General features: G+C 71.3%; 18 protein-coding genes. 5 read left to right on the top strand and 13 right to left on the bottom strand.

Translation table 11 applies throughout. The features are described 5' to 3' along the window. Positions 1 to 17: 17 nt before the first annotated feature. Entirely contained in the window at positions 18 to 1,037 is a 1,020-nt protein-coding gene (locus AB0G28_RS15815; RefSeq protein ID WP_361088758.1) for an alcohol dehydrogenase catalytic domain-containing protein, read from the bottom strand. Between the two features lie 81 nt (positions 1,038 to 1,118). Between AB0G28_RS15815 and AB0G28_RS15810 the strand changes: the two genes are divergently transcribed. Both AB0G28_RS15810 and AB0G28_RS15805 read left to right on the top strand, forming a co-directional pair. Continuing rightward, on the top strand, positions 1,119 to 1,736 hold the full coding sequence (locus tag AB0G28_RS15810) for a helix-turn-helix domain-containing protein (protein WP_361088756.1): 618 nt from the start codon (positions 1,119 to 1,121) through the stop codon (positions 1,734 to 1,736). Beyond that, positions 1,733 to 3,364, top strand: coding sequence for a CocE/NonD family hydrolase (locus tag AB0G28_RS15805; protein ID WP_361088753.1), 1,632 nt, complete (start codon positions 1,733 to 1,735; stop codon positions 3,362 to 3,364). The genes AB0G28_RS15810 and AB0G28_RS15805 overlap by 4 nt, the downstream gene beginning before the upstream one ends. On the opposite strand, the gene AB0G28_RS15800 is transcribed toward AB0G28_RS15805, so the two are convergent. From AB0G28_RS15800 to AB0G28_RS15780, 5 genes are read right to left on the bottom strand one after another with little or no spacing between them, the layout of a single operon-like run. Next, positions 3,333 to 4,376: an acyl-CoA dehydrogenase family protein gene (locus tag AB0G28_RS15800; protein ID WP_361088751.1), complete on the bottom strand. Its 1,044-nt coding sequence runs from the start codon at positions 4,374 to 4,376 to the stop codon at positions 3,333 to 3,335. The two genes, AB0G28_RS15805 and AB0G28_RS15800, sit on opposite strands and share 32 nt — an antisense overlap. Further along, positions 4,373 to 5,296, bottom strand: coding sequence for an acyl-CoA dehydrogenase family protein (locus tag AB0G28_RS15795; protein ID WP_361088749.1), 924 nt, complete (start codon positions 5,294 to 5,296; stop codon positions 4,373 to 4,375). Before AB0G28_RS15795 ends, AB0G28_RS15800 begins: the two co-directional genes overlap by 4 nt. Beyond that, positions 5,293 to 6,420, bottom strand: coding sequence for an acyl-CoA dehydrogenase family protein (locus AB0G28_RS15790; RefSeq protein ID WP_361088747.1), 1,128 nt, complete (start codon positions 6,418 to 6,420; stop codon positions 5,293 to 5,295). Before AB0G28_RS15790 ends, AB0G28_RS15795 begins: the two co-directional genes overlap by 4 nt. Continuing rightward, positions 6,420 to 7,265, bottom strand: a complete 846-nt coding sequence (locus AB0G28_RS15785) for an enoyl-CoA hydratase (RefSeq protein ID WP_361088745.1) — start codon at positions 7,263 to 7,265, stop codon at positions 6,420 to 6,422. Before AB0G28_RS15785 ends, AB0G28_RS15790 begins: the two co-directional genes overlap by 1 nt. Further along, positions 7,262 to 8,794, bottom strand: a complete 1,533-nt coding sequence (locus AB0G28_RS15780; protein WP_361088743.1) for a FadD3 family acyl-CoA ligase — start codon at positions 8,792 to 8,794, stop codon at positions 7,262 to 7,264. The genes AB0G28_RS15785 and AB0G28_RS15780 overlap by 4 nt, the downstream gene beginning before the upstream one ends. Before the next feature lie 82 nt (positions 8,795 to 8,876). On the opposite strand from AB0G28_RS15780, the gene AB0G28_RS15775 reads away from it, so the two are divergent. From AB0G28_RS15775 to AB0G28_RS15765, 3 genes are read left to right on the top strand one after another with little or no spacing between them, the layout of a single operon-like run. Then, complete coding sequence (locus AB0G28_RS15775; RefSeq protein ID WP_361088741.1) at positions 8,877 to 10,022, top strand: acyl-CoA dehydrogenase family protein; 1,146 nt, start codon at positions 8,877 to 8,879, stop codon at positions 10,020 to 10,022. Then, positions 10,019 to 10,789: an SDR family oxidoreductase gene (locus tag AB0G28_RS15770; RefSeq protein ID WP_361088739.1), complete on the top strand. Its 771-nt coding sequence runs from the start codon at positions 10,019 to 10,021 to the stop codon at positions 10,787 to 10,789. Before AB0G28_RS15775 ends, AB0G28_RS15770 begins: the two co-directional genes overlap by 4 nt. 8 nt (positions 10,790 to 10,797) lie before the next feature. After that, positions 10,798 to 11,949, top strand: a complete 1,152-nt coding sequence (locus AB0G28_RS15765; protein WP_361088737.1) for an acetyl-CoA C-acetyltransferase — start codon at positions 10,798 to 10,800, stop codon at positions 11,947 to 11,949. Positions 11,950 to 11,965: 16 nt separating this feature from the next. Here the strand turns inward: AB0G28_RS15765 and fgd are convergent, their stop codons facing one another. Genes fgd through AB0G28_RS15730 form a run of 7 tightly spaced genes read right to left on the bottom strand, consistent with a single transcriptional unit; the run spans position 11,966 to position 17,984 of the window. Continuing rightward, complete coding sequence (gene fgd / locus AB0G28_RS15760; protein ID WP_361088735.1) at positions 11,966 to 12,970, bottom strand: glucose-6-phosphate dehydrogenase (coenzyme-F420); 1,005 nt, start codon at positions 12,968 to 12,970, stop codon at positions 11,966 to 11,968. 4 nt (positions 12,971 to 12,974) lie between these two features. Beyond that, a complete protein-coding gene (locus tag AB0G28_RS15755) occupies positions 12,975 to 14,030 on the bottom strand; it encodes a nitronate monooxygenase (RefSeq protein ID WP_361088733.1) in 1,056 nt (351 codons plus the stop codon). Next, positions 14,027 to 14,761 carry a CoA-transferase gene (locus tag AB0G28_RS15750; RefSeq protein ID WP_361088731.1) on the bottom strand — a complete coding sequence of 245 codons (735 nt, stop codon included), beginning with the start codon at positions 14,759 to 14,761 and terminating at the stop codon, positions 14,027 to 14,029. The genes AB0G28_RS15755 and AB0G28_RS15750 overlap by 4 nt, the downstream gene beginning before the upstream one ends. Beyond that, positions 14,758 to 15,621, bottom strand: a complete 864-nt coding sequence (locus AB0G28_RS15745) for a CoA-transferase (RefSeq protein ID WP_361088729.1) — start codon at positions 15,619 to 15,621, stop codon at positions 14,758 to 14,760. The genes AB0G28_RS15750 and AB0G28_RS15745 overlap by 4 nt, the downstream gene beginning before the upstream one ends. After that, positions 15,611 to 16,351 (bottom strand): enoyl-CoA hydratase family protein, encoded by a 741-nt coding sequence (locus AB0G28_RS15740; protein ID WP_361088727.1) that lies wholly within the window; start codon positions 16,349 to 16,351, stop codon positions 15,611 to 15,613. The genes AB0G28_RS15745 and AB0G28_RS15740 overlap by 11 nt, the downstream gene beginning before the upstream one ends. Continuing rightward, a complete protein-coding gene (locus tag AB0G28_RS15735; protein WP_361088725.1) occupies positions 16,351 to 17,220 on the bottom strand; it encodes an SDR family oxidoreductase in 870 nt (289 codons plus the stop codon). The genes AB0G28_RS15740 and AB0G28_RS15735 overlap by 1 nt, the downstream gene beginning before the upstream one ends. After that, complete coding sequence (locus AB0G28_RS15730; protein WP_361088723.1) at positions 17,217 to 17,984, bottom strand: SDR family oxidoreductase; 768 nt, start codon at positions 17,982 to 17,984, stop codon at positions 17,217 to 17,219. The genes AB0G28_RS15735 and AB0G28_RS15730 overlap by 4 nt, the downstream gene beginning before the upstream one ends. Positions 17,985 to 18,007: the final 23 nt, after the last annotated feature.

The following is an 18,007-nucleotide window of genomic DNA, read 5'->3' as shown; positions in this document are numbered from 1 at the left end:
TCGCGCAGCGCTGAACGTCAGCGCCGGGGGTCGATGTGGATCTTCGGTCCCGGGCCGCCGATCCGTTCCCCCGCGAGCACGGCCCCGACCTGGTCGAGGCCCACGGTCGCGGCGACGAGCGGGCGCGGGTCGACCGCTCCGCTGCCGTAGGCGGCGATGGTGTCGGCCAGCCCCGGGGACGCCGAGAGGACACCGACCGCCGTGACGTCCTTCAGCACCAGCTCGCGGCTGTCGACGCGGCTGGGCCGGCCGGACAGTCCGATGTAGACGACCCGGCCGGCCGGTTCCACCACGTCCACCGCGAACGCGGGCAGGTCGGCTGCCCCGCCTGCGTCGACAACCGCGTCGAACGGCAGGTCCGGGAGCGTCTCCCGGGTCCAGGCGCCCGGGAAACCGAGGCCGCGGGCGAAGTCCAGAGATCCGCCGTCGAGACCCATCAGGTGCACTTCGGCACCCGCCGCGCGCAGGAAGAGGGCCGTCAGCAGCCCGATCGTCCCCGGTCCGAGGACGAGGGCGCGGTCTCCGGCGCCGACGCCGGCCGCCCGGGCCGCGCGCAGCGCGTTGCCGCCCGGTTCGACCAGGGCGCCGAGCACCGGGTCGACCGCGTCGGGCAGCGCGTGCAGTGACCACGCCGGCACGGCCAGCCGTTCGGCCAGTGCGCCGTGGCGCCCGCCGCGGATGCCGACCTCTTGGCGTCGTTCGCAGGTGTGCTGGTGGCCCTTCCGGCACCGGCGGCACGTCCGGTCGCCGAGCATGGTGTCGCCCATGACCCGGCGGCCGAGCCACGCCGGGTCCACGCCCTCGCCGACGGCGGAGACCGTGCCCGCCCATTCGTGGCCGAGCCGCATCGGGTACGCCGCGTGCCCCTGGTGCAGGTAGGTCATTTCGCCGGTGAAGAACTCGACGTCGGTGCCGCACACGCCGGCCCGCTCGACGTCGACGACGACCTCACCCGGGACGGCCTCCGGCGCGGGGACTTCCCGCACCGCCCCTTCCCGCGGTCCGGTGAGGACGTACGCCCGCATGGTCGATGACATGCCCGCATCCTCGCATTCCCCCCGGCGCCGCGAATTAACGAACACTTGCTATTTTCTTGACACCTGTTCATTATCGAGCGCATGGACGCCGACTGGACGACCGAGGTCCCCGCCAAGGACCGGCGGGTGCGCCGGTCGCGTGCCGCGCTGATGCGGGCCGCCATCGCCCTCGTCGGTGACCGGGGCACCGCCGCCGTCCCCGTGTCGGACATCGCCGAGACGGCGGACGTCAGCCGGCAGGTGCTCTACCAGCAGTTCGGCGACCGGGACGCCCTGCTCCTGGAGGCCGCGCTGGACCTCGTGCGGCGGGAGCTGCTCGAGGGGCCGCTCGACGGGCTGTCGGAGGCGGCCCCCGGCGACGAACGCGCCCCGATGCTGGCGCTGGCCCGGCACTTCGCCACCCATCGGCGGTTCTACCGGGCGCTGCTCACCAGTTCGTCCGCGTTCGCGCTCAACCAGGCATTGACGAGCGTGTTCCTGCCGCTCAACCGGGAGGGCATCGGCCGGATGCTCGGCGACCGGCTCGGGCGCCAGGGCGTCGAGGACCTCGCCGCCTTCCTGACCGGCGGGGCCGGCGCGCTCGTCAACGCCTGGGTGATCGAGGGGCCCGAGCCCCTGGACCCGGAGGAGTTCACCGACCGGCTCACGGCGATCCGGTCGGTCGTCACGGACCTGATCACGAAGGAGCCCTGCCGGTGAACCCGATCAGCCATCTTCTCGAGCGCCTGCTGAAGCTGCCCGCGCCGGCCACCCGGAACCTCGTCGTCCAGCGGGACCTGCGCGTCCCGATGCCCGACGGCGCCGAGCTGCTCGCCGACCGGTGGGCGCCACGCTCGGGCGGGGACGGGCTGCCGACCGCGCTGGTGCGCAGTCCCTACGGCCGCAAGGGCGTGTTCGGCGTGCTCCTGGCCCGGCCCCTGGCGGAACGCGGCTTCCAGGTGCTCGTGCAGAGCACCCGCGGCGGCTTCGGGTCCGGTGGCGTCTTCGACCCGCTGCGGCAGGAGCGCGAGGACGGCCTGGCGACGCTGGACTGGGTCGTGGCTCAGCCGTGGTTCGGCGACGCGATGGTGCTCGTCGGCGCCAGCTACCTCGGTTACGTGCAGTGGGCGGTGGCCGACCGCCTGCCGCCGCAGGTCAAGGCGATCGTCCCGCAGGTCACGGAGTCCGGGCTGACGCTGGAGTTCCTGCGGGAGGACGGCCTTTCGCTCGAGACGCCGTTCGGCTGGGGTGTGCAGGTCGCGACCCAGGAGCGGCGCTTCGCGCTGCTGCGGCAGCGCGGCCAGGCGAAGAAGCTGGTCCAGGCGCTGAACACGCTGCCGCTCGCGCAGGCCGACGTCGTCGCCATCGGCCACCGCTCGGACTACATCCAGGACGTCCTCGCGCACCCGGAGCACCACCCGCGCTGGGCCGAGATCGACCACCGCAAGCGCGTCGCCGACGTGACCGTCCCGGTCAGCTCGATCGCCGGCTGGTACGACATCTTCCTGCCCGGCCAGCTGCGCGACTTCCGGACGCTGCAGGACGCGGGACGGTGGCCGCGGCTCACGGTCGGGCCGTGGACCCACGCCGGCCGCTCCGACCTGCTCGGCTCGACGGGCACCACGCTGCGGGAGACCCTCGAGTTCGGGCTCGCGCACGCCCGCGGCGAGGAACCGCCGGCGCGGGCGCCGGTCCGGCTGTTCGTCATGGGCGAGGAAGCCTGGCGCGACTTCGCTTCGTGGCCGCCGGAAGGCTATGCGCCGCAACGGTTCCACCTGCATTCCGGCGGCACGCTGTCCCCGGACGCGCCGACCGGGTCCGAGCCCGGCCGCTACCGCTACGACCCGGCGGACCCGACCCCGGCGGCCGGCGGCGTGCGCATGGCCCCCGACGCGGGCCGGGTGGACAACGCGGCGCTGGAAGCCCGCGCCGACGTCCTCACCTACACCACGGCCGTGCTCGGCGAAGACGTCGAAGTCATCGGCGAGGTGAGCGCGGAGATCTTCTTCCGTTCGAGCCTGCGGTTCGCCGACGTCTTCGTCCGGCTCTGCGACGTCGATCCGGAGGGCCGTTCGGTCAACGTCTGCGACGGCCTCACCAGCCTGCGGAACGCGGACGAGCCGGCCGCCGTCACGGTGGCGATGTGGCCGACGGCGCACCGGTTCCGGCGCGGGCACCGCATCCGGGTCCAGGTCTCCAGCGGCGCTTTCCCGCGCTACGCACGCAACCCCGGCACCGGCGAGCCCCACGCCACCGCGGTCACGCTGCTCGCCGCGGACCAGGAGGTGCACCACGCACCGGACCGGCCCTCGGCGATCATCCTCCCGGTGCGCCGTCCCGGTCCGTGAAGAGCAGGGCGCTTCCGTGGGCGCGCTTGAAGTAGAGATGCGCGTCGTGCTCCCAGGTGATCGCGATGCCGCCGTGGAGCTGGATCATCTCCGCCGCCGCGTGGGCGAACGCCTCGCCGCACACCAGCTTCGCCGCGGAGACGGCCTCCGGGTCGCCGTCCACCAATGCCGCGTACAGGGCCGAGCGGGCCGCTTCGACGTGGACGTGCACGTCGGCCATCCGGTGCTTCAGCGCCTGGAACGACCCGATCGGGCGACCGAACTGACGGCGTTGTTTCGTGTACTCCACCGTCAGTTCCAGCGCGCGGGCCGCCGCGCCGACCTGTTCGGCGGCGACGGCGACGACCGCCGTGGCCTGCAGCTGCCGCAGCGGCTCGGTGAACCCGCCGACGTCGAGCCGCCGCGCCGGCGTCGACGCGAAGTCCACGACGGCGAGCCGCCGCGTGGGGTCGAGGCTGGTGACGCGTTCCCGGCGGACGCCTTCGACGGGCACTTCGTACAGGCCCGGCCCGTCCGGGGTACGGGCCACGGCCAGGAGGACGTCCGCGATGTCGCCGTCCAGGACGTAGCAGGCGCGGCCGTCGAGGCCCGCGGCCGACGCCGTCAACGTCGCCTGACCGTCCACATCGGACCAGGCCAGCGCGGCGAGCGTCGTTCCCGCGGCGATGCCCGGTAGCAGCCGCTCGCAGGCGTCGCCGTTCCCGGTGCGGAGCAACGCTTCTCCGCAGAGGACCGCCGAACCCAGCATCGGCGCGGGGGTGAGTGTCCGGCCGAGTTCCGCGAGCACGACGCACACCTCGGCCAGTCCGGCGCCCGCTCCGCCGTACTGCTCCGGGATCGCGAGGGCGGCGACGCCGATCTGCTCGCAGAGCGTCGACCACAGCTTGTCGTCGTACCCCAGGGGCGATTCCATGGCCGCCCGCACCGCCTCCGGCCCGGACCGGCGCGTCAGCAGGGCCCGGACGGCGTCCCGCAGCGCCCGGGCTTCCCCGGTGTCCATCGGGTCCGTCATCGCAGGACCCGCGCCCGGTGGAACGAACCGGTCCCCCAGGCCCCGGCCAGGGCCCGCACCTTCGTCAGCCGCAGGCCGAGGTCGTGCTCGGCGGTGTAGCCGATGGCGCCGTGCACCTGCAGGGCGGTCCGCGCGGCGAGGTGGGCGGCGTCGCCGGCCATGACCTTCGCCGCCGAGACGTCGCGGGCGAAGGTCTCCCCGGCGAGAGCCGCGCCGTAGAGGAGCGGACGGGCGAGTTCGAGCTGGGTGACGACGTCGGCGAGGAGGTGCTTGACCGCCTGGTACTCGCCGATGGCGCGGCCGTACTGATGACGCTGTTTCGCGTACGCGACCGAAGTGTCGAGCAGCCATTGTCCCGCCCCGAGGAGCTGGGCGGCCACGGCGAGGACCCCGCGGTCGAAGGCGGCCGGGGTGGCTGTCCCCTGGGTGGCGCCGGTGACCCGGAACAGCCGCCGTGCGGGGTCGATCGAGCGGACGGCCTCGGTCTCCGGGTCGGTGATCTCCCCGGCGGTCAGGTCGAGGACCACGCCCGCGACATCGGCGTCCAGCGCGAGGGGGACTTCGGGAGGCGCGACGACCGTCGCGAGGAGGTCGCCTTCGGCGAGGGCGGTGAGCCGGTCGCCGGTCAGCACCGCCGGCGCGACGACGGCCGTCTCGACCAGCGGGCCGGGCACGGCGTGGTAGCCGAGGGCTTCGAAGGCGACGACGGCGTCGACCGGCGACCCGCCGAGGCCGCCGTGCTCCTCGTCGACCAGGAGGGCCGGGACGCCGAGTTCGGCGAGCCCGCGCCAGAGCTTGAGCCCGCGGTCGTGGTCCCCGGCCGCCCAGGCCCGGGCGACGGCCGCGGTGTCCGCGCCGGCGAGGAAGTCGTGCAGGGACGCGGAGAACTGGCGCTGTTCCGGGGACAGCTGGAACTTCATCGGCGCTCCCTCGGGAGTTTCAGCAGCCGTTCGGCGATGGTGTTGCGCTGGATCTGGTCGGTGCCGCCGTAGATCGGCCCGGCCAGGGAGAACAGATAGCCGTTCACCCATGCCCGGTCGGTCTCCGCCGCGGGGCCGAGCACATCCAGCGCGGTCTCGTGCAGTTCGACGTCGAGGTGGGACCAGAACAGCTTGTTCACACTCGACTCCGGCCCCAGCTCACCACCCTCGGCGAGGCGGCTCACCGTGCCGAAGGTGTAGAGCTGATAGGCGCGCGCCCCGATCCACGCGTCGGCCACTCTGTCCCTTGTGGACTCGGGGGAATCCCGGGAGCGCCACAGATCCACCAGCCGATCGGCCGCGGCGAGGAACCGGCCCGGGCTGCGCAGCGACAAGCCGCGCTCGTTGTTGGCCGTGGTCATCGCGACCCGCCAGCCCTGCCCGACCTCGCCGATCACGTCCTCGTCCGGCACGAACACCTCGTCGAAGAAGATCTCCGCGAAGCCGGGTTCGCCGTCCAGCTGCGGAATCGGGCGGACCGTCACACCTTCGGCGCGTAGGTCGGCCATGAAGTAGGTCAGCCCGTGGTGGCGCTGGGCCTCGGGGTCGGTCCGGAACAGCCCGAACGCCCGGTCGGCGAACGCGGCCCGGGAACTCCACGTCTTCTGCCCCGACAACAACCAGCCACCGTCCGTGCGGACCGCGGTGCTGCGCAAGGCGGCGATGTCGCTGCCCGCCTCCGGTTCCGACCACGCCTGGGCCCACACCTGCTCCCCGGTCGCCATCGGGGGCAGGATCCGGTCGCGTTGCTCCTGGGTGCCGTGCGCGAACAGTGTCGGGCCGAGCATGAAGATGCCGTTCTGCGACACCCGGCCCGGTGCCCCGGCCGCGTAGTACTCCTCCTCGAACAGCAGCCACTGCAGCATCGAGGCGTCCCGGCCGTGATACTCGGTCGGCCACGACACCACCGACCACCGTGCCTCCGCCAGCTCGGCCTCCCACTCGCGGTGGGCTGCGAAGCCTTCGGCGGTGTCCATCGAGGGCAGCGAGCGCACATGGGTGGCGAGCCAGTCGCGGGCCTCGTCCCGGAAGACGGCGGAGGCTGCGTCGATGTCGAGATCCATCACGCCCCCTTGTTCGCATCGCGCATCGACCGCGCCGACTGCCCGCCCAGCGAGTCCTCCGAGGTCTCGGCGTTGTGGGCGTGCGCCAGGTGGTGCAGCCCGAAGACGGAGTCCATGCCGGACCGCATTCCCATCAGGTCCTCGGCCTGGTTGACGGCCTTTTTCGCCAGAGCGAGCCCGAACTGCGGCATTCCCGAGATCTTTTCCGCGAGTTCGAGGGTGTGCTGTTCCAGTTCGGCGCGCGGCACGATCCGGGTGACCATCCCCCATTCCTTGGCCTGCTGCACCGTGAAGCGTTCCCCGGTGAACAGCACTTCCTTCGCCGCGCGGGGACCGAGCACCCACGGGTGCGCGAAATACTCCACACCGGGGATGCCCATCCGCACCACCGGATCGGCGAAGAACGCGTCATCGGAAGCGACGATCAGGTCGCAGACCCAGGCGAGCATCAGCCCACCCGCGATACAGGCGCCCTGGATGCTGGCGATCATCGGCTTCGGGATCTCCCGCCACCGGCGGCACATGCCCAGGTACACCTCGGACTCCCGGGCAAAGCGCTGATCACCACCCGCGCGGTCGGTGTGGTCCCACCACATCACCGCGCGCCGCTCGAACGTCTGGTCCACATCCCGGCCCGGGGTACCGATGTCATGCCCCGCCGAGAAGTGCTTCCCTTCCCCCGCCAGCACGATCACCTTCACCTCGGGATCGTTCACCGCAGCGGCGAAGGCGTCATCGAGGGCATAGGTCATGGCCGAATTCTGGGCGTTGCGGTACTCCGGCCGGTTCATCGTCACCACCGCGACCGGCCCCCGCCGCTCCGACCGGACCACCGGCTCACTCATGCCTTCTCCTCACTGAGCACGCGCTTCAGCACCTTGCCGGAAGCGTTGCGGGGCAGCTCGTCCAGGAACTCGACGAACTTCGGGGTCTTGTAGTTGGCGAGCCGCTCGCGGCAGAAGCCGAGGACCGTCTCCTCGGTCAGCCCGGCGCCGACGACGAAGGCCTTGCCGACCTCGCCGAGCCGCTCGTCCGGGACGCCGACGACGGCGACGTCGCGGACGCCGTCCAGCTCGGTCAGGGCGTGTTCGACCTCGGCCGGGTAGACGTTGAAGCCGCCGCTGATGTACATGTCCTTGAGCCGGTCGGTGATCGTCAGGTTGCCTTCGGCGTCGAGCTCGCCGACGTCGCCGGTGTGCAGCCAGCCGTCCTCGTCGATGGCCTTCGCCGTCGCTTCGGGGTCGTCGAGGTAGCCGAGCATCACGTTCGGCCCGCGGACGACGATCTCCCCCGGCGAACCCTGGATCGCCACTTCGAAGCCCGCGGTCGCCCGGCCGGACGTCCGGGCCACCAGCTCGGCGTCGTCGCCCGGGCGGCACATCGTCACCACCACCGCTTCGGTGAGGCCGTAGGCGGTGAGGACGATTTCGAAGCCCAGCTCCGACCGCATCCGGCGCACCAGGGAGGCGGGCACCGTGGCCGCCCCCGTGACGGCGAGCCGCAACGAGGAGAGGTCACCTTTGCGCGGCTCGCGCAGCAGGGACTGGAAGACCGTCGGCGCGCCCGGCAGCACCGAGATCCGCTCCCGTTCGATCGTCTTCAGCACCGCACGGACGTCGAACACCACCTGCGGGACGAGCGTCGCGCCGGTCAGCAGGCCCACCACGATGCCGGCCTTGTAGCCGAAGCTGTGGAAGAACGGGTTGATCACCAGGTACCGGTCGTCGGCGGTGACCTGCCCGCAGTCCGCCCACGCCGTGGCGACGTCGACGACCTGGCGGTGGGCCGACAGCACCCCCTTGGAGCGGCCCGACGTCCCGGAGGTGAACAGGATGTCGCTCACGTCGTCCGGCCCGACGGCGTCCGCCCGCGCCTCGGCCTCCGCCTCCGGGACCTGCGGGGCCAGGGCCAGGAACTCGTCCCAGCCCAGGGTGCCCTCGACCGGCCGGTGGGGCTGTTCGACGGCCACCCGGACGACGGTGCCGAGGTCCGGCAGCTCCACGCCGGTCTCCCGGATCGCGGCGTAGCGGTCCGCGCCGAGGAAGTCCGCGGCGACGACGAGGGCCTTGACCCGGCCGCGGACGAGTAGGTCCACGGTCTCGGTCGCGGTGAACCGCGTGTTGACCGGGATCAGCGTCGCGCCCGCGTAGAGCGCGCCGAGCGCGGAAAGGACCCAGTGGTGGGTGTTGGGCAGGTTGATCGCGACCCGGTCGCCCGGCTGGACACCCCCCGCGGCGAACGCGCGGGCGACCGTCCGAACACGTTCCAGAAGCTGGTCGTACCCGAGTCGCACGGGGCCGTCGACCAGGGCTTCCGCGGAACCGAACTTCGCGGCGGCGTCCCGGACGACGGCCGGGATCGTGGTTGGTACCACCACACCCTCCTCTGGACCGGCAAACTAGAACGTGTTCTCATTACCCTAGGTGCCGGACCGCCCTGGCAGCAAGGAGGCGTGCGTGGAAGCGACGGGATTCCGCCGTGAGGTCGCGGACTGGCTCGCCGCCAACCTGACCGGCGAGTTCGCCCGGTTGCGTGGTCTCGGCGGCCCGGGACGCGAACACGAGGAGTTCGACCTGCGGCTGGCGTGGGAACGCCACCTGGCCGCGGCGGGCTGGACGTGCGTGGGCTGGCCGGTCGAACACGGCGGCCGCGGCCTGTCCCTGGACGAGCAGGTCGCGTTCCACGAGGAGTACGCCGCCTCCGGCGCCCCCGCCCGGGTCAACCACATCGGCGAACAGCTCCTGGGTCCGACACTGATCGCGTTCGGCACGCCTGAGCAGCAGAAACGGTTCCTGCCCAAGATCGTCGACGTCGAGGAACTGTGGTGCCAGGGCTACTCCGAACCGGGTGCCGGCTCCGACCTCGCCGCCGTCTCGACCTCGGCAGTCCTCCGCGACGGCGAATGGATCATCAACGGCCAGAAGATCTGGACCTCCCTGGCCCACGTGGCCGACTGGTGCTTCGTCGTCGCCCGCACCGAACCCGGCTCCCAGCGCCACCACGGCCTGTCCTACCTGCTGGTGCCGTTGCGCCAGGACGGCATCACCATCCGGCCGATCCAGCAGCTCACCGGCACCTCGGAGTTCAACGAGGTCTTCTTCGACGACGCCCGCACCCCCGCCGACCACGTCGTCGGCGCACCGGGCGAGGGCTGGAAGATCGCCATGGCCACCCTCGGCTTCGAACGCGGTGTGTCGACGCTGGGCCAGCAGATCGGGTTCCGGCGTGAACTCGACGCCATCACCGCCGAAGCCAAGCGCCTCGGCACCTACGACGACCCGCTGCTTCGGGCGGACCTGACGCGCGCCCGGATCGGCCTGCGGGTGCTGCGCGCGCACGCGCTGCGAACGCTGGGACGACCAGCCGGCCCCGAAGTCGCCGTCGGGAAGCTGCTGTGGGCACAGTGGCACCGCGGGCTCGGCGAACTCGCCATGCGCGCCCGCGGCACCCGCTCGATGGTCGCCGACGGCACCGAACTCGACGAGTGGCAGCGACTGTTCCTGTTCACCCGCGCCGACACCATCTACGGCGGGTCGGACGAAATCGAACGCAACATCATCGCCGAGCGCGTCCTCGGCCTACCCCGGGAGGCCCGTCCGTGATCCCCCAGTACCCACCCGGCCACGACCTGCTCTCCGGCAAAGTGGTCGTGGTGACCGCGGCCGCGGGCACCGGGATCGGCTCCGCGGTGGCGAAACGCTGCCTCGAAGAAGGCGCCGGCGTGGTGATCAGCGACTGGCACGAACGCCGCCTGAAGGAGAAAGCCGCCGAACTCGCCGAGTTCGGCAAAGTCCACGCACTGCCCTGTGACGTCACGAAAGAAGACCAGGTCCAGGCGTTGATCGACGGCACCATCGAGCACTTCGGCCGCCTCGACGTGATGATCAACAATGCCGGGCTGGGCGGCACGAAGTCGGTCCTGGAGATGACCGACGACGAGTGGTCCCGCGTCCTCGACATCACCCTCACCGGCACCTTCCGCTGCACCCGCGCCGCCTTGAAGCAGTTCGTCGCCCAGGGCGGCGGCGGGGCGATCGTCAACAACGCGTCCGTGATCGGCTGGCGCGCCCAAGCCGGACAGGCCCACTACGCCGCCGCCAAAGCCGGCGTCATGGCGCTCACCCGGTGCTCGGCTCTCGACGCCGCCGAGCACGGTGTCCGGATCAACGCCGTCGCCCCCAGCCTGGCCATGCACCCGTTCCTGGCGAAGGTGACCAGCGACGAACTCCTGGCCGATCTCACCAAACAGGAAGCCTTCGGCCGCGCGGCCGAACCCTGGGAAGTCGCCAACGTCATGGTCTTCCTCGCCAGCGACTACGCCAGCTACCTGACCGGCGAAGTCGTCTCCGTCAGCAGCCAGCACCCCTAGGAGCCCCTGTGCCCGAAGCCTTCCTCATCGACGCCGTCCGCACCCCGGTAGGACGGCGCGGCGGCGCGCTGTCCGGCTGGCACTCCGCCGACCTGGGCGCGCACGTCATCAAGGCGGTCGTCGAGCGCGCCGGCGTCGACCCGGACCTCGTCGACGACGTCATCTTCGGCTGCACCGACACCCTCGGCCCCCAATCCGGGAACATCGCGCGCACCGCGTGGCTCGCCGCGGGGTTCCCCGACCACGTGCCCGGCGTGACGATCGATCGGCAGTGCGGCTCCAGCCAGCAGGCAGTGCACTTCGCCGCGCAGGCCGTCATGTCGGGGACCCAGGACCTGGTGCTGGCCGGGGGCGTGCAGAACATGAGCCGCATCCCGATCAGCGCGGCGATGCTGGCCGGGCGCGAATACGGCTTCGACGACCCGTTCTCCGGCTCCAAGGGCTGGCAGGAACGCTACGGCAGCGCCGAGGTCTCGCAGTTCCGCAGCGCGGACATGATCGCCGAGCACTGGGACATCAGCCGTGAAGCCATGGAGGAGTACGCGCTGCGCAGTCACCAGCGGGCCCTGGCCGCGATCGACGAAGGCCGGTTCGACGCGGAAATCGTGCCGGTCGACGACTTCCGGCACGACGAAGGGCCTCGCCGGGACACCAGCCTGGAGCGGATGCGGGGGCTCAAGCCGTTGAGCGAGGGCTCACGCCTGACGGCGGCGGTGGCCAGCCAGATCTCCGACGGCGCGAGCGCGGCCCTGCTCGCCTCGGAGGCGTTCGTGGACGAACACGACCTCATCCCGCGGGCCCGCATCCACCACCTGTCGGTGCGCGCCGCGGACCCGGTGTGGATGCTGACCGGCCCGATCCCGGCGACCGCGCACGCGCTGCGGAACGCCGGGCTCGCGATCGGCGACATCGACCTGTTCGAGGTCAACGAGGCGTTCGCCAGCGTGGTCCTGGCGTGGCTGGACGAAACCGGCGCGGACCCCGGCCGGGTGAACGTGAACGGGGGCGGGATCGCCCTCGGCCACCCGATCGGGGCCACCGGGACCAAGCTCCTCGCCACGCTCCTGCACGAGCTGGAGCGCCGAGGCGGGCGTTACGGCCTGCAGACGATGTGCGAGGGCGGCGGCACCGCCAACGTCACCATCATCGAACGGCTCTGAAATCGAACGGCGGCGATCAGGCCAGGGCGCGCAGCTTCGGCAGGACGTCCTCGGAGAACTGGGCCAGGAAGCGTTCCTGGTCGTGGCCGGGACCGTGGAAGACGAGGTGGTTGAGGCCCGCGTCCAGGTACGGCTTGATCTGGGCGACGGCCTCGTCCGGGTCGGAGGCGACGATCCACCGCTTGGCGATCTGCTCGATCGGCAGCTCGTCGGCCAGCCGTTCCATCTCCTCCGCCGAAGAGACCGTGTGCTTCTGCTCCGCCGTCAGCGACAGCGGCGCCCAGAACCGCGTGTTCTCCAGGGCCTTCTCGTGGTCGCGGTCGTAGGACAGCTTGATCTCGATCGTCCGGTCGATGTCCTCGGCGTCCCGCTCCGCGGCGGAAGCGCCTTCCTTGACCGCGGGCATCAGCTTCTCGGTGTAGAGGTCCATGCCCTTGCCCGAGGTGCAGATGAACCCTTCACCCGAGCGGCCCGCGTACTTGGCGACCACCGGTCCGCCCGCCGCGACGTACACCGGCACCGGCTGCTCCGGCCGGTCGTAGATGCTCGCGTTGACCAGCGTGTAGTAGTCGCCCTCGAAGTCGACCTTGTCCTTGGTCCACAGCTCGCGCATCAGCTTGATCGACTCGCGCAGCCGCGCGAACCGCTCCTTGAACTCCGGCCACTCACGCCCCGAGACGGCGATCTCGTTCAGCGCCTCACCGGTCCCCACCCCGAGGATCACGCGGCCGTTCGACAGCAGCGACATCGTCGCGAACGCCTGCGCGATCACCGCCGGGTTGTACCGGAACGTCGGGGTCAGCACGCTCGTGCCGATCTGCACCCGCTTCGTCCGCTCGGCCACCGCCGGCATCCACGCCAGCGCCCACGGCGCGTGCCCGCCTTCGTGCCGCCACGGCAGGAAGTGGTCCGACACCCAGACCGAGTCGAGGCCGGCCTCTTCCGCACGCACGGCGTACTCGACCAGGTCCCGCGGCCCGAACTGCTCCGCCGACGCCTTGTAACCGACCTTCAGCCGCACCTGCTCAACCTCCCGTTTCCCGGCCGAGGCGGCGCAGGATCTCACCTGCCTCGGCCACTGTGCCCGCGACGATCTCGGCGACCGTGGGCAGGTCGTGGATCATGCCCACCACCTGTCCCGACGCTAGCACTCCCGCGTCGGTGCGGCCTTCGACGAGCCCGGCGCGCAACAGCATGGGAGTGTTGGCCGCCATGACCAGCTGACTCCACGTCAGGTCCTGGCCGTGTTTCATCGCGAGGCCTTCCCTGACCATCGCAACCGGGGACAGTCCGGTGATATTCCGGAACCGGAGGGCGTTGCGCGCGGCCTGTGCCAGGCTCTTGATCCGTCCCGAGCCTTCGAGCTTCTCGACCAGGTCGGTGCGCAGGACGCGGTGCGGGAGGCCGTCGACGCGCCGCGTGACGACCGTGCCGGTGAGGCCCTGCTCGAGGTAGAGGCGCTTGACCTCGTCCGGGACCGTGCTCTCCTTGCTCAGCAGGAACCGGGTGCCCATCGCGATGCCCGCGGCACCGTAGGCGAGGGCGGCGGCGAGCCCACGTCCGTCGAAGAAGCCGCCCGCGGCGACGACCGGGATGTCGACGGCGTCCAGTACCGACGGCAGCAGCAGTGTGGTGGCCACTCCCCCGGTGTGTCCGCCGCCCTCGCCGCCCTGGACGATCACGGCGTCGGCGCCCCAGCCGGCGACCTTCTCGGCGTGCCGGGCGGCACCGATCGACGGGATCACGACGACGCCGTGGTCACGCAGTTTCGCGATCATCTCCTTGCGCGGCGCGAGCGCGAACGACGCGACCTTGACGCCTTCGCGGATCAGCAGGTCGACGCGGTCACCGGCGTCCACCGCATCCGCGCGCAGGTTGACGCCGAACGGCTTCTCGGTGCGTTTCTTCACCTCCGTGATCGCGGATTCCAGCTCGCCGAATGTCATCGTGGCCGACGCCAGGATGCCGAGCGCCCCGGCTTCCGCGGTCGCCGAAACCAGGCGAGGGCCGGCGACCCAGCCCATGCCGGTCTGCACGACCGGGTGCTCGACGCCGACGAGCCGGGTCAGCGCGGTCTTCACGCCGGGACTTCCCGGTCGCGCAGGCTCTTCGGATCGAGGACTTCGCGGATCAGCCGCAGTTCCTCCCCGGTGGGCTCCCGGGTCGTCTCCGCGGCCGACATGTCGACTTCGAACGTGGTCGCGGCGGCGACCTCGTCGCGGGTGACGCCGGGATGCAGCGACACGGCCCGCATCGCGTGGTCCTCGCCGGTGAAGTCGAAGACGCCGAGGTTGCTGACCACGCGGTGGACGTCGTGGTACTTCTGCGCCGACGGCCCGGCCTTGGCGGCGTTGTCGTAGCCGACCCCGGAAATGACGTCGACGGTGTCGACGAACACCCGGGTGCTGTGCCGGGGCACCCAGTAGCTGGTGCGGTGGTTGATCGTGTTCCCCGGGGCGCCGCGCACTCCCAGGAGCTGCTTGGCCGGGCGGGCGTGGTCGCCGATGGCGGAGATGTTCTGGTTGCCGTAGCGGTCGATCTGGTTCGCCCCCATCACGACGTGCCGCCGGCCGTGCGGGACGATGGTGTCCAGCATCTTCCGGAACGGCTGCCAGCCCTCCACCACCCCGTCCGTGGTCATCAGGTGGGCCTCGCCGTCGGACATCAGCAGATCGGGCTCGAACGTCGACCGGGCCAGCTTCGCGCCCAGCTGCGGGATGAGGCCCATCGGGCTGGCCAGGATCTCGCCGTCGCCGCGGAACAGCTCGGCCACCGCCACCACGACGATCTCGGCCCGGGTCACGCCGCTCATGCCGCCTCCGCCTCGAACTTGTCCACTTCGGACAGATAGGTGCGCTCGTCGCCGGACAGGAACCGGTCCACGAACCCCGGCCACGCCTCCAGATCTTTCGCGCAGGCGGCGTAGTGCCGCTGGAACCGCTCATCCCGGCCGTAGTCGGGCACGGCGGTGGTGAAATGCGCGCCCCGCGGTGCCTCCACGACGCCGTCGACGGCCCCGCGGTTGAGCAACAACGACTGCACCGGCCCGGCCGCCGTCAGCTCCGCTGTCCCGACCACTTTCTCCACCGACACGAAACACCGGTCCGCCGCCAGGCCGAACAACTCGTCGAAATACGGGTCCGGGCCGAGATATTGGGCGTTGCCGCGAGCATCGGCCCGGTTGAGGTGCACCAACGCCACATCCAGCCGCTGCGCCGGAACCGCGACCAGCTCCTCACCATCGGCGTACGGTGAGCGGACAGTCCGCAGATCCGGGTTGGCGCGCATCACCTCCGAACCCAGCCCCGCCCGGGTCGGGAGGAACGGCAGCCGCTGCATCGCCGCCGACAAGGCGGTCCCGAACATCCCCTCGTCGTACTCGGTCACCGCGATCGCCCCGGTCTCCCGGGCCCGGCCGAACCACGGGTCGTACGGGATCGAGTCGAGGGTGACGAACCCGAACACCACCCGCTTCACCTTGCCCGCCGCACACAGCAGACCGACATCGGGGCCGCCGTAGGACACGACCGTGAGGTCCTTGACCGGGGTGCGGAGGATCGCGCGGACCAGCGCCATCGGCTTGCGCCGGGAACCCCAGCCACCGATCCCGACGGTCATCCCGTCCTTCAGCTCGGCCGCCACCTCATCCAGGCTCGTACGCTTATCGGCCATTCAAGAACTCCTCACGAGCCTCGTCGGACGCACCCAGCAGGTTCAACTCGAAGGTGAACCCCTGCTCGAACCGGTAACTGCGGTGCACCTGCTGGGTGTCGATGCCGTTCAACGCCTCCTTCGCCGCCCGGATCACGCGGGTGTCCTTCTTCGCGATGTCCCGGGCGACTTCGAGGGCCGCCTCGTCGAGTTCGGCACGTGGCACCACCCGGTACACCGAGCCGTGCGCGTGCAATTCCGCCGCGGTGATCTTCCGGGCGGTGAAATACAGGGTGCGCATGAGGTGCTGCGGCACCAGCCGCGCGAGATGCGTCGCGGCACCGAGCGCGCCGCGTTCGACTTCCGGGACGCCGAAGGTGGCGTCGTCGGAGGCGATGATCACGTCCGCGTTGCCCACCAAGCCGATCCCGCCGCCGAGGCAGAAGCCGTGCACCGCGGCCACGACCGGCACCGCACAGTCGTAGACCGCGCCGAACGCCGCATAACAGCCCTTGTTCGCGCCGACCAGGGCGTCATAACCGGCGGTGCGCTGGATCTCCTTGATGTCCACCCCGGCGTTGAAGCCCCGGCCCTCCGCCCGGAGGATCACCACGTGCACATCGGGGTCACGGCCGGCCTGCGTGATCGCGTCGGCCAAATCGAACCAGCCCTGCACGGGTAGCGCGTTCACCGGCGGAAAATCGACCGTGACGACCTCGACATGCCCATCACGCTTGGTGAGGATGCCCATCAGCTCGCTCCGTAGACCGGTTCGGGCTCGGGCGCGCGCTCGAGCAGTTCCTTCACCACCGGACCGAGTTCCGCCGGATCCCAGCGAGCGCCCTTGTCGACAGCCGGGCCGTGCCGCCAAGCCTGCGCCAGCGACACCTTCCCGCCTTCGACTTCGAAGACCCGGCCGGTCACGTCGGCGGACTCCGTACTGCCGAGCCAGACGACCAGCGGCGACACGTTCTCCGGCGCCATCGCGTCGAACCCGGAGTCCGGACGCGCCATCGACGCGAACACCCCTTCGGTCATCCGGGTCCGCGCCGCCGGAGCGATCGCATTCACGGTGACGCCATAGCGAGCCAGCTCCGCGGCCGCCACCACGGTCAGCCCCGCGATACCCGCCTTCGCGGCCGAGTAGTGGCCCTGCCCCACACTGCCCAGCAGCCCGGCACCCGAACTGGTGTTGATGACCCGGGCCTGCGGTGGGCGCCCGGCCTTCGCTTCGGCCCGCCAGTGCTCCGCCGCGTGCCGCAAGGGCGCGAAGTGGCCTTTCAGGTGCACGCGGACGACCGCGTCCCATTCGTCTTCGCCCAGGTTGACCAGCATCCGGTCGCGGAGGAACCCCGCGTTGTTGACCAGGACGTCCAGGCGGCCGAACTGCTCCAGCGCGGCGTCGATCAGCTCCTTCGCACCGGCCCAATCGGCCACGTCGGAAGTGTTCGCCACCGCCCGCTCACCGACGGCCTCGACGACTTCCGCGGCCGCGCCGGCGTCCACGTCGTTCACCACCACCGACGCGCCCTCGGCGGCGAAGGCCAGCGCGTGCGCCCGCCCGATCCCCCGTCCGGCCCCGGTCACCACGACCACCCGGCCCTGGCACAACCCGCTCACGAACCCTCCCGATGATTGACATCCGCCGCGGCGAGAAACGCCGGCACTTCTCCCCCGCCATGCACGCGCAACGTCGCACCTGACACGTAAGAGGCCAGGCCCGACGCCAGGAACGCGGCACACGCCCCGACTTCTTCGGGCTCGGCCAACCGGCCCAGCGGCACGGTCTTCCCGACCGCCTCGACCGCGGCCTCACTCCCGTAGTGCAGATGCGCCTGCTCGGTCCGCACCATCCCCACGTCCAGGGCGTTGACCCGCACCTTGGGCGCCCACTCGACTGCCAGGCTCGCAGTCAACGAATCCAGACCTGCCTTCGCGGCGCCGTAAGCCGCCGTGCCGGGCGATGGGCGCGTGCCGCTCACGCTCGAGATCATCACGATCGAGCCGCCGGACTCCTGACGCTGCATCACCGCGTTCGCGTGCTGCGCGACCAGCAACGGCGCCAAGAGATTCAGCTGCACCACCTTCTCGTGCAACCGCGGCGACGCCTCCGCCGCCGACACATACGGCGCGCCGCCGGCGTTGTTGACCACCACGTCGAGACGCCCGTGCCGCGAGACGATCCCCTCGACCAAAGCCGCCACCTGGGCCTCGTCACGGACGTCGCACGCGACGAACTCCGCCGAAGTCGGCGCCTCGCGCCGCGCACAGGTCACCACGTGGGCGCCATGGGCGAGGAACACGTCGCTGATGCCCCGGCCGACCCCGCGGACACCGCCGGTGACCAGCACCACGGCCCCGGTCAGGCCCAGATCCGTCTTCACCGGCACACCACCTTCCACGCCCA

Origin of the sequence: Amycolatopsis sp. NPDC021455 (assembly GCF_040640995.1) — a bacterium.
GTDB lineage: Bacteria > Actinomycetota > Actinomycetes > Mycobacteriales > Pseudonocardiaceae > Amycolatopsis.
The sequence above is the reverse complement of the archived record's forward strand: the minus strand, read 5'-3'. Positions and strand labels throughout refer to the sequence as shown.

Excerpts from the sequence above, each read along its gene's own strand:
- AB0G28_RS15815 (WP_361088758.1), bottom strand. The coding sequence starts at position 1,037 with ATGTCATCGACCATGCGGGCGTACGTCCTCACCGGACCGCGGGAAGGG.
- AB0G28_RS15810 (WP_361088756.1), top strand. The coding sequence starts at position 1,119 with ATGGACGCCGACTGGACGACCGAGGTCCCCGCCAAGGACCGGCGGGTG.
- AB0G28_RS15800 (WP_361088751.1), bottom strand. The coding sequence starts at position 4,376 with ATGACGGACCCGATGGACACCGGGGAAGCCCGGGCGCTGCGGGACGCC.
- AB0G28_RS15795 (WP_361088749.1), bottom strand. The coding sequence starts at position 5,296 with ATGAAGTTCCAGCTGTCCCCGGAACAGCGCCAGTTCTCCGCGTCCCTG.
- AB0G28_RS15790 (WP_361088747.1), bottom strand. The coding sequence starts at position 6,420 with ATGGATCTCGACATCGACGCAGCCTCCGCCGTCTTCCGGGACGAGGCC.
- AB0G28_RS15785 (WP_361088745.1), bottom strand. The coding sequence starts at position 7,265 with ATGAGTGAGCCGGTGGTCCGGTCGGAGCGGCGGGGGCCGGTCGCGGTG.
- AB0G28_RS15750 (WP_361088731.1), bottom strand. The coding sequence starts at position 14,761 with ATGAGCGGCGTGACCCGGGCCGAGATCGTCGTGGTGGCGGTGGCCGAG.
- AB0G28_RS15745 (WP_361088729.1), bottom strand. The coding sequence starts at position 15,621 with ATGGCCGATAAGCGTACGAGCCTGGATGAGGTGGCGGCCGAGCTGAAG.
- AB0G28_RS15740 (WP_361088727.1), bottom strand. The coding sequence starts at position 16,351 with ATGGGCATCCTCACCAAGCGTGATGGGCATGTCGAGGTCGTCACGGTC.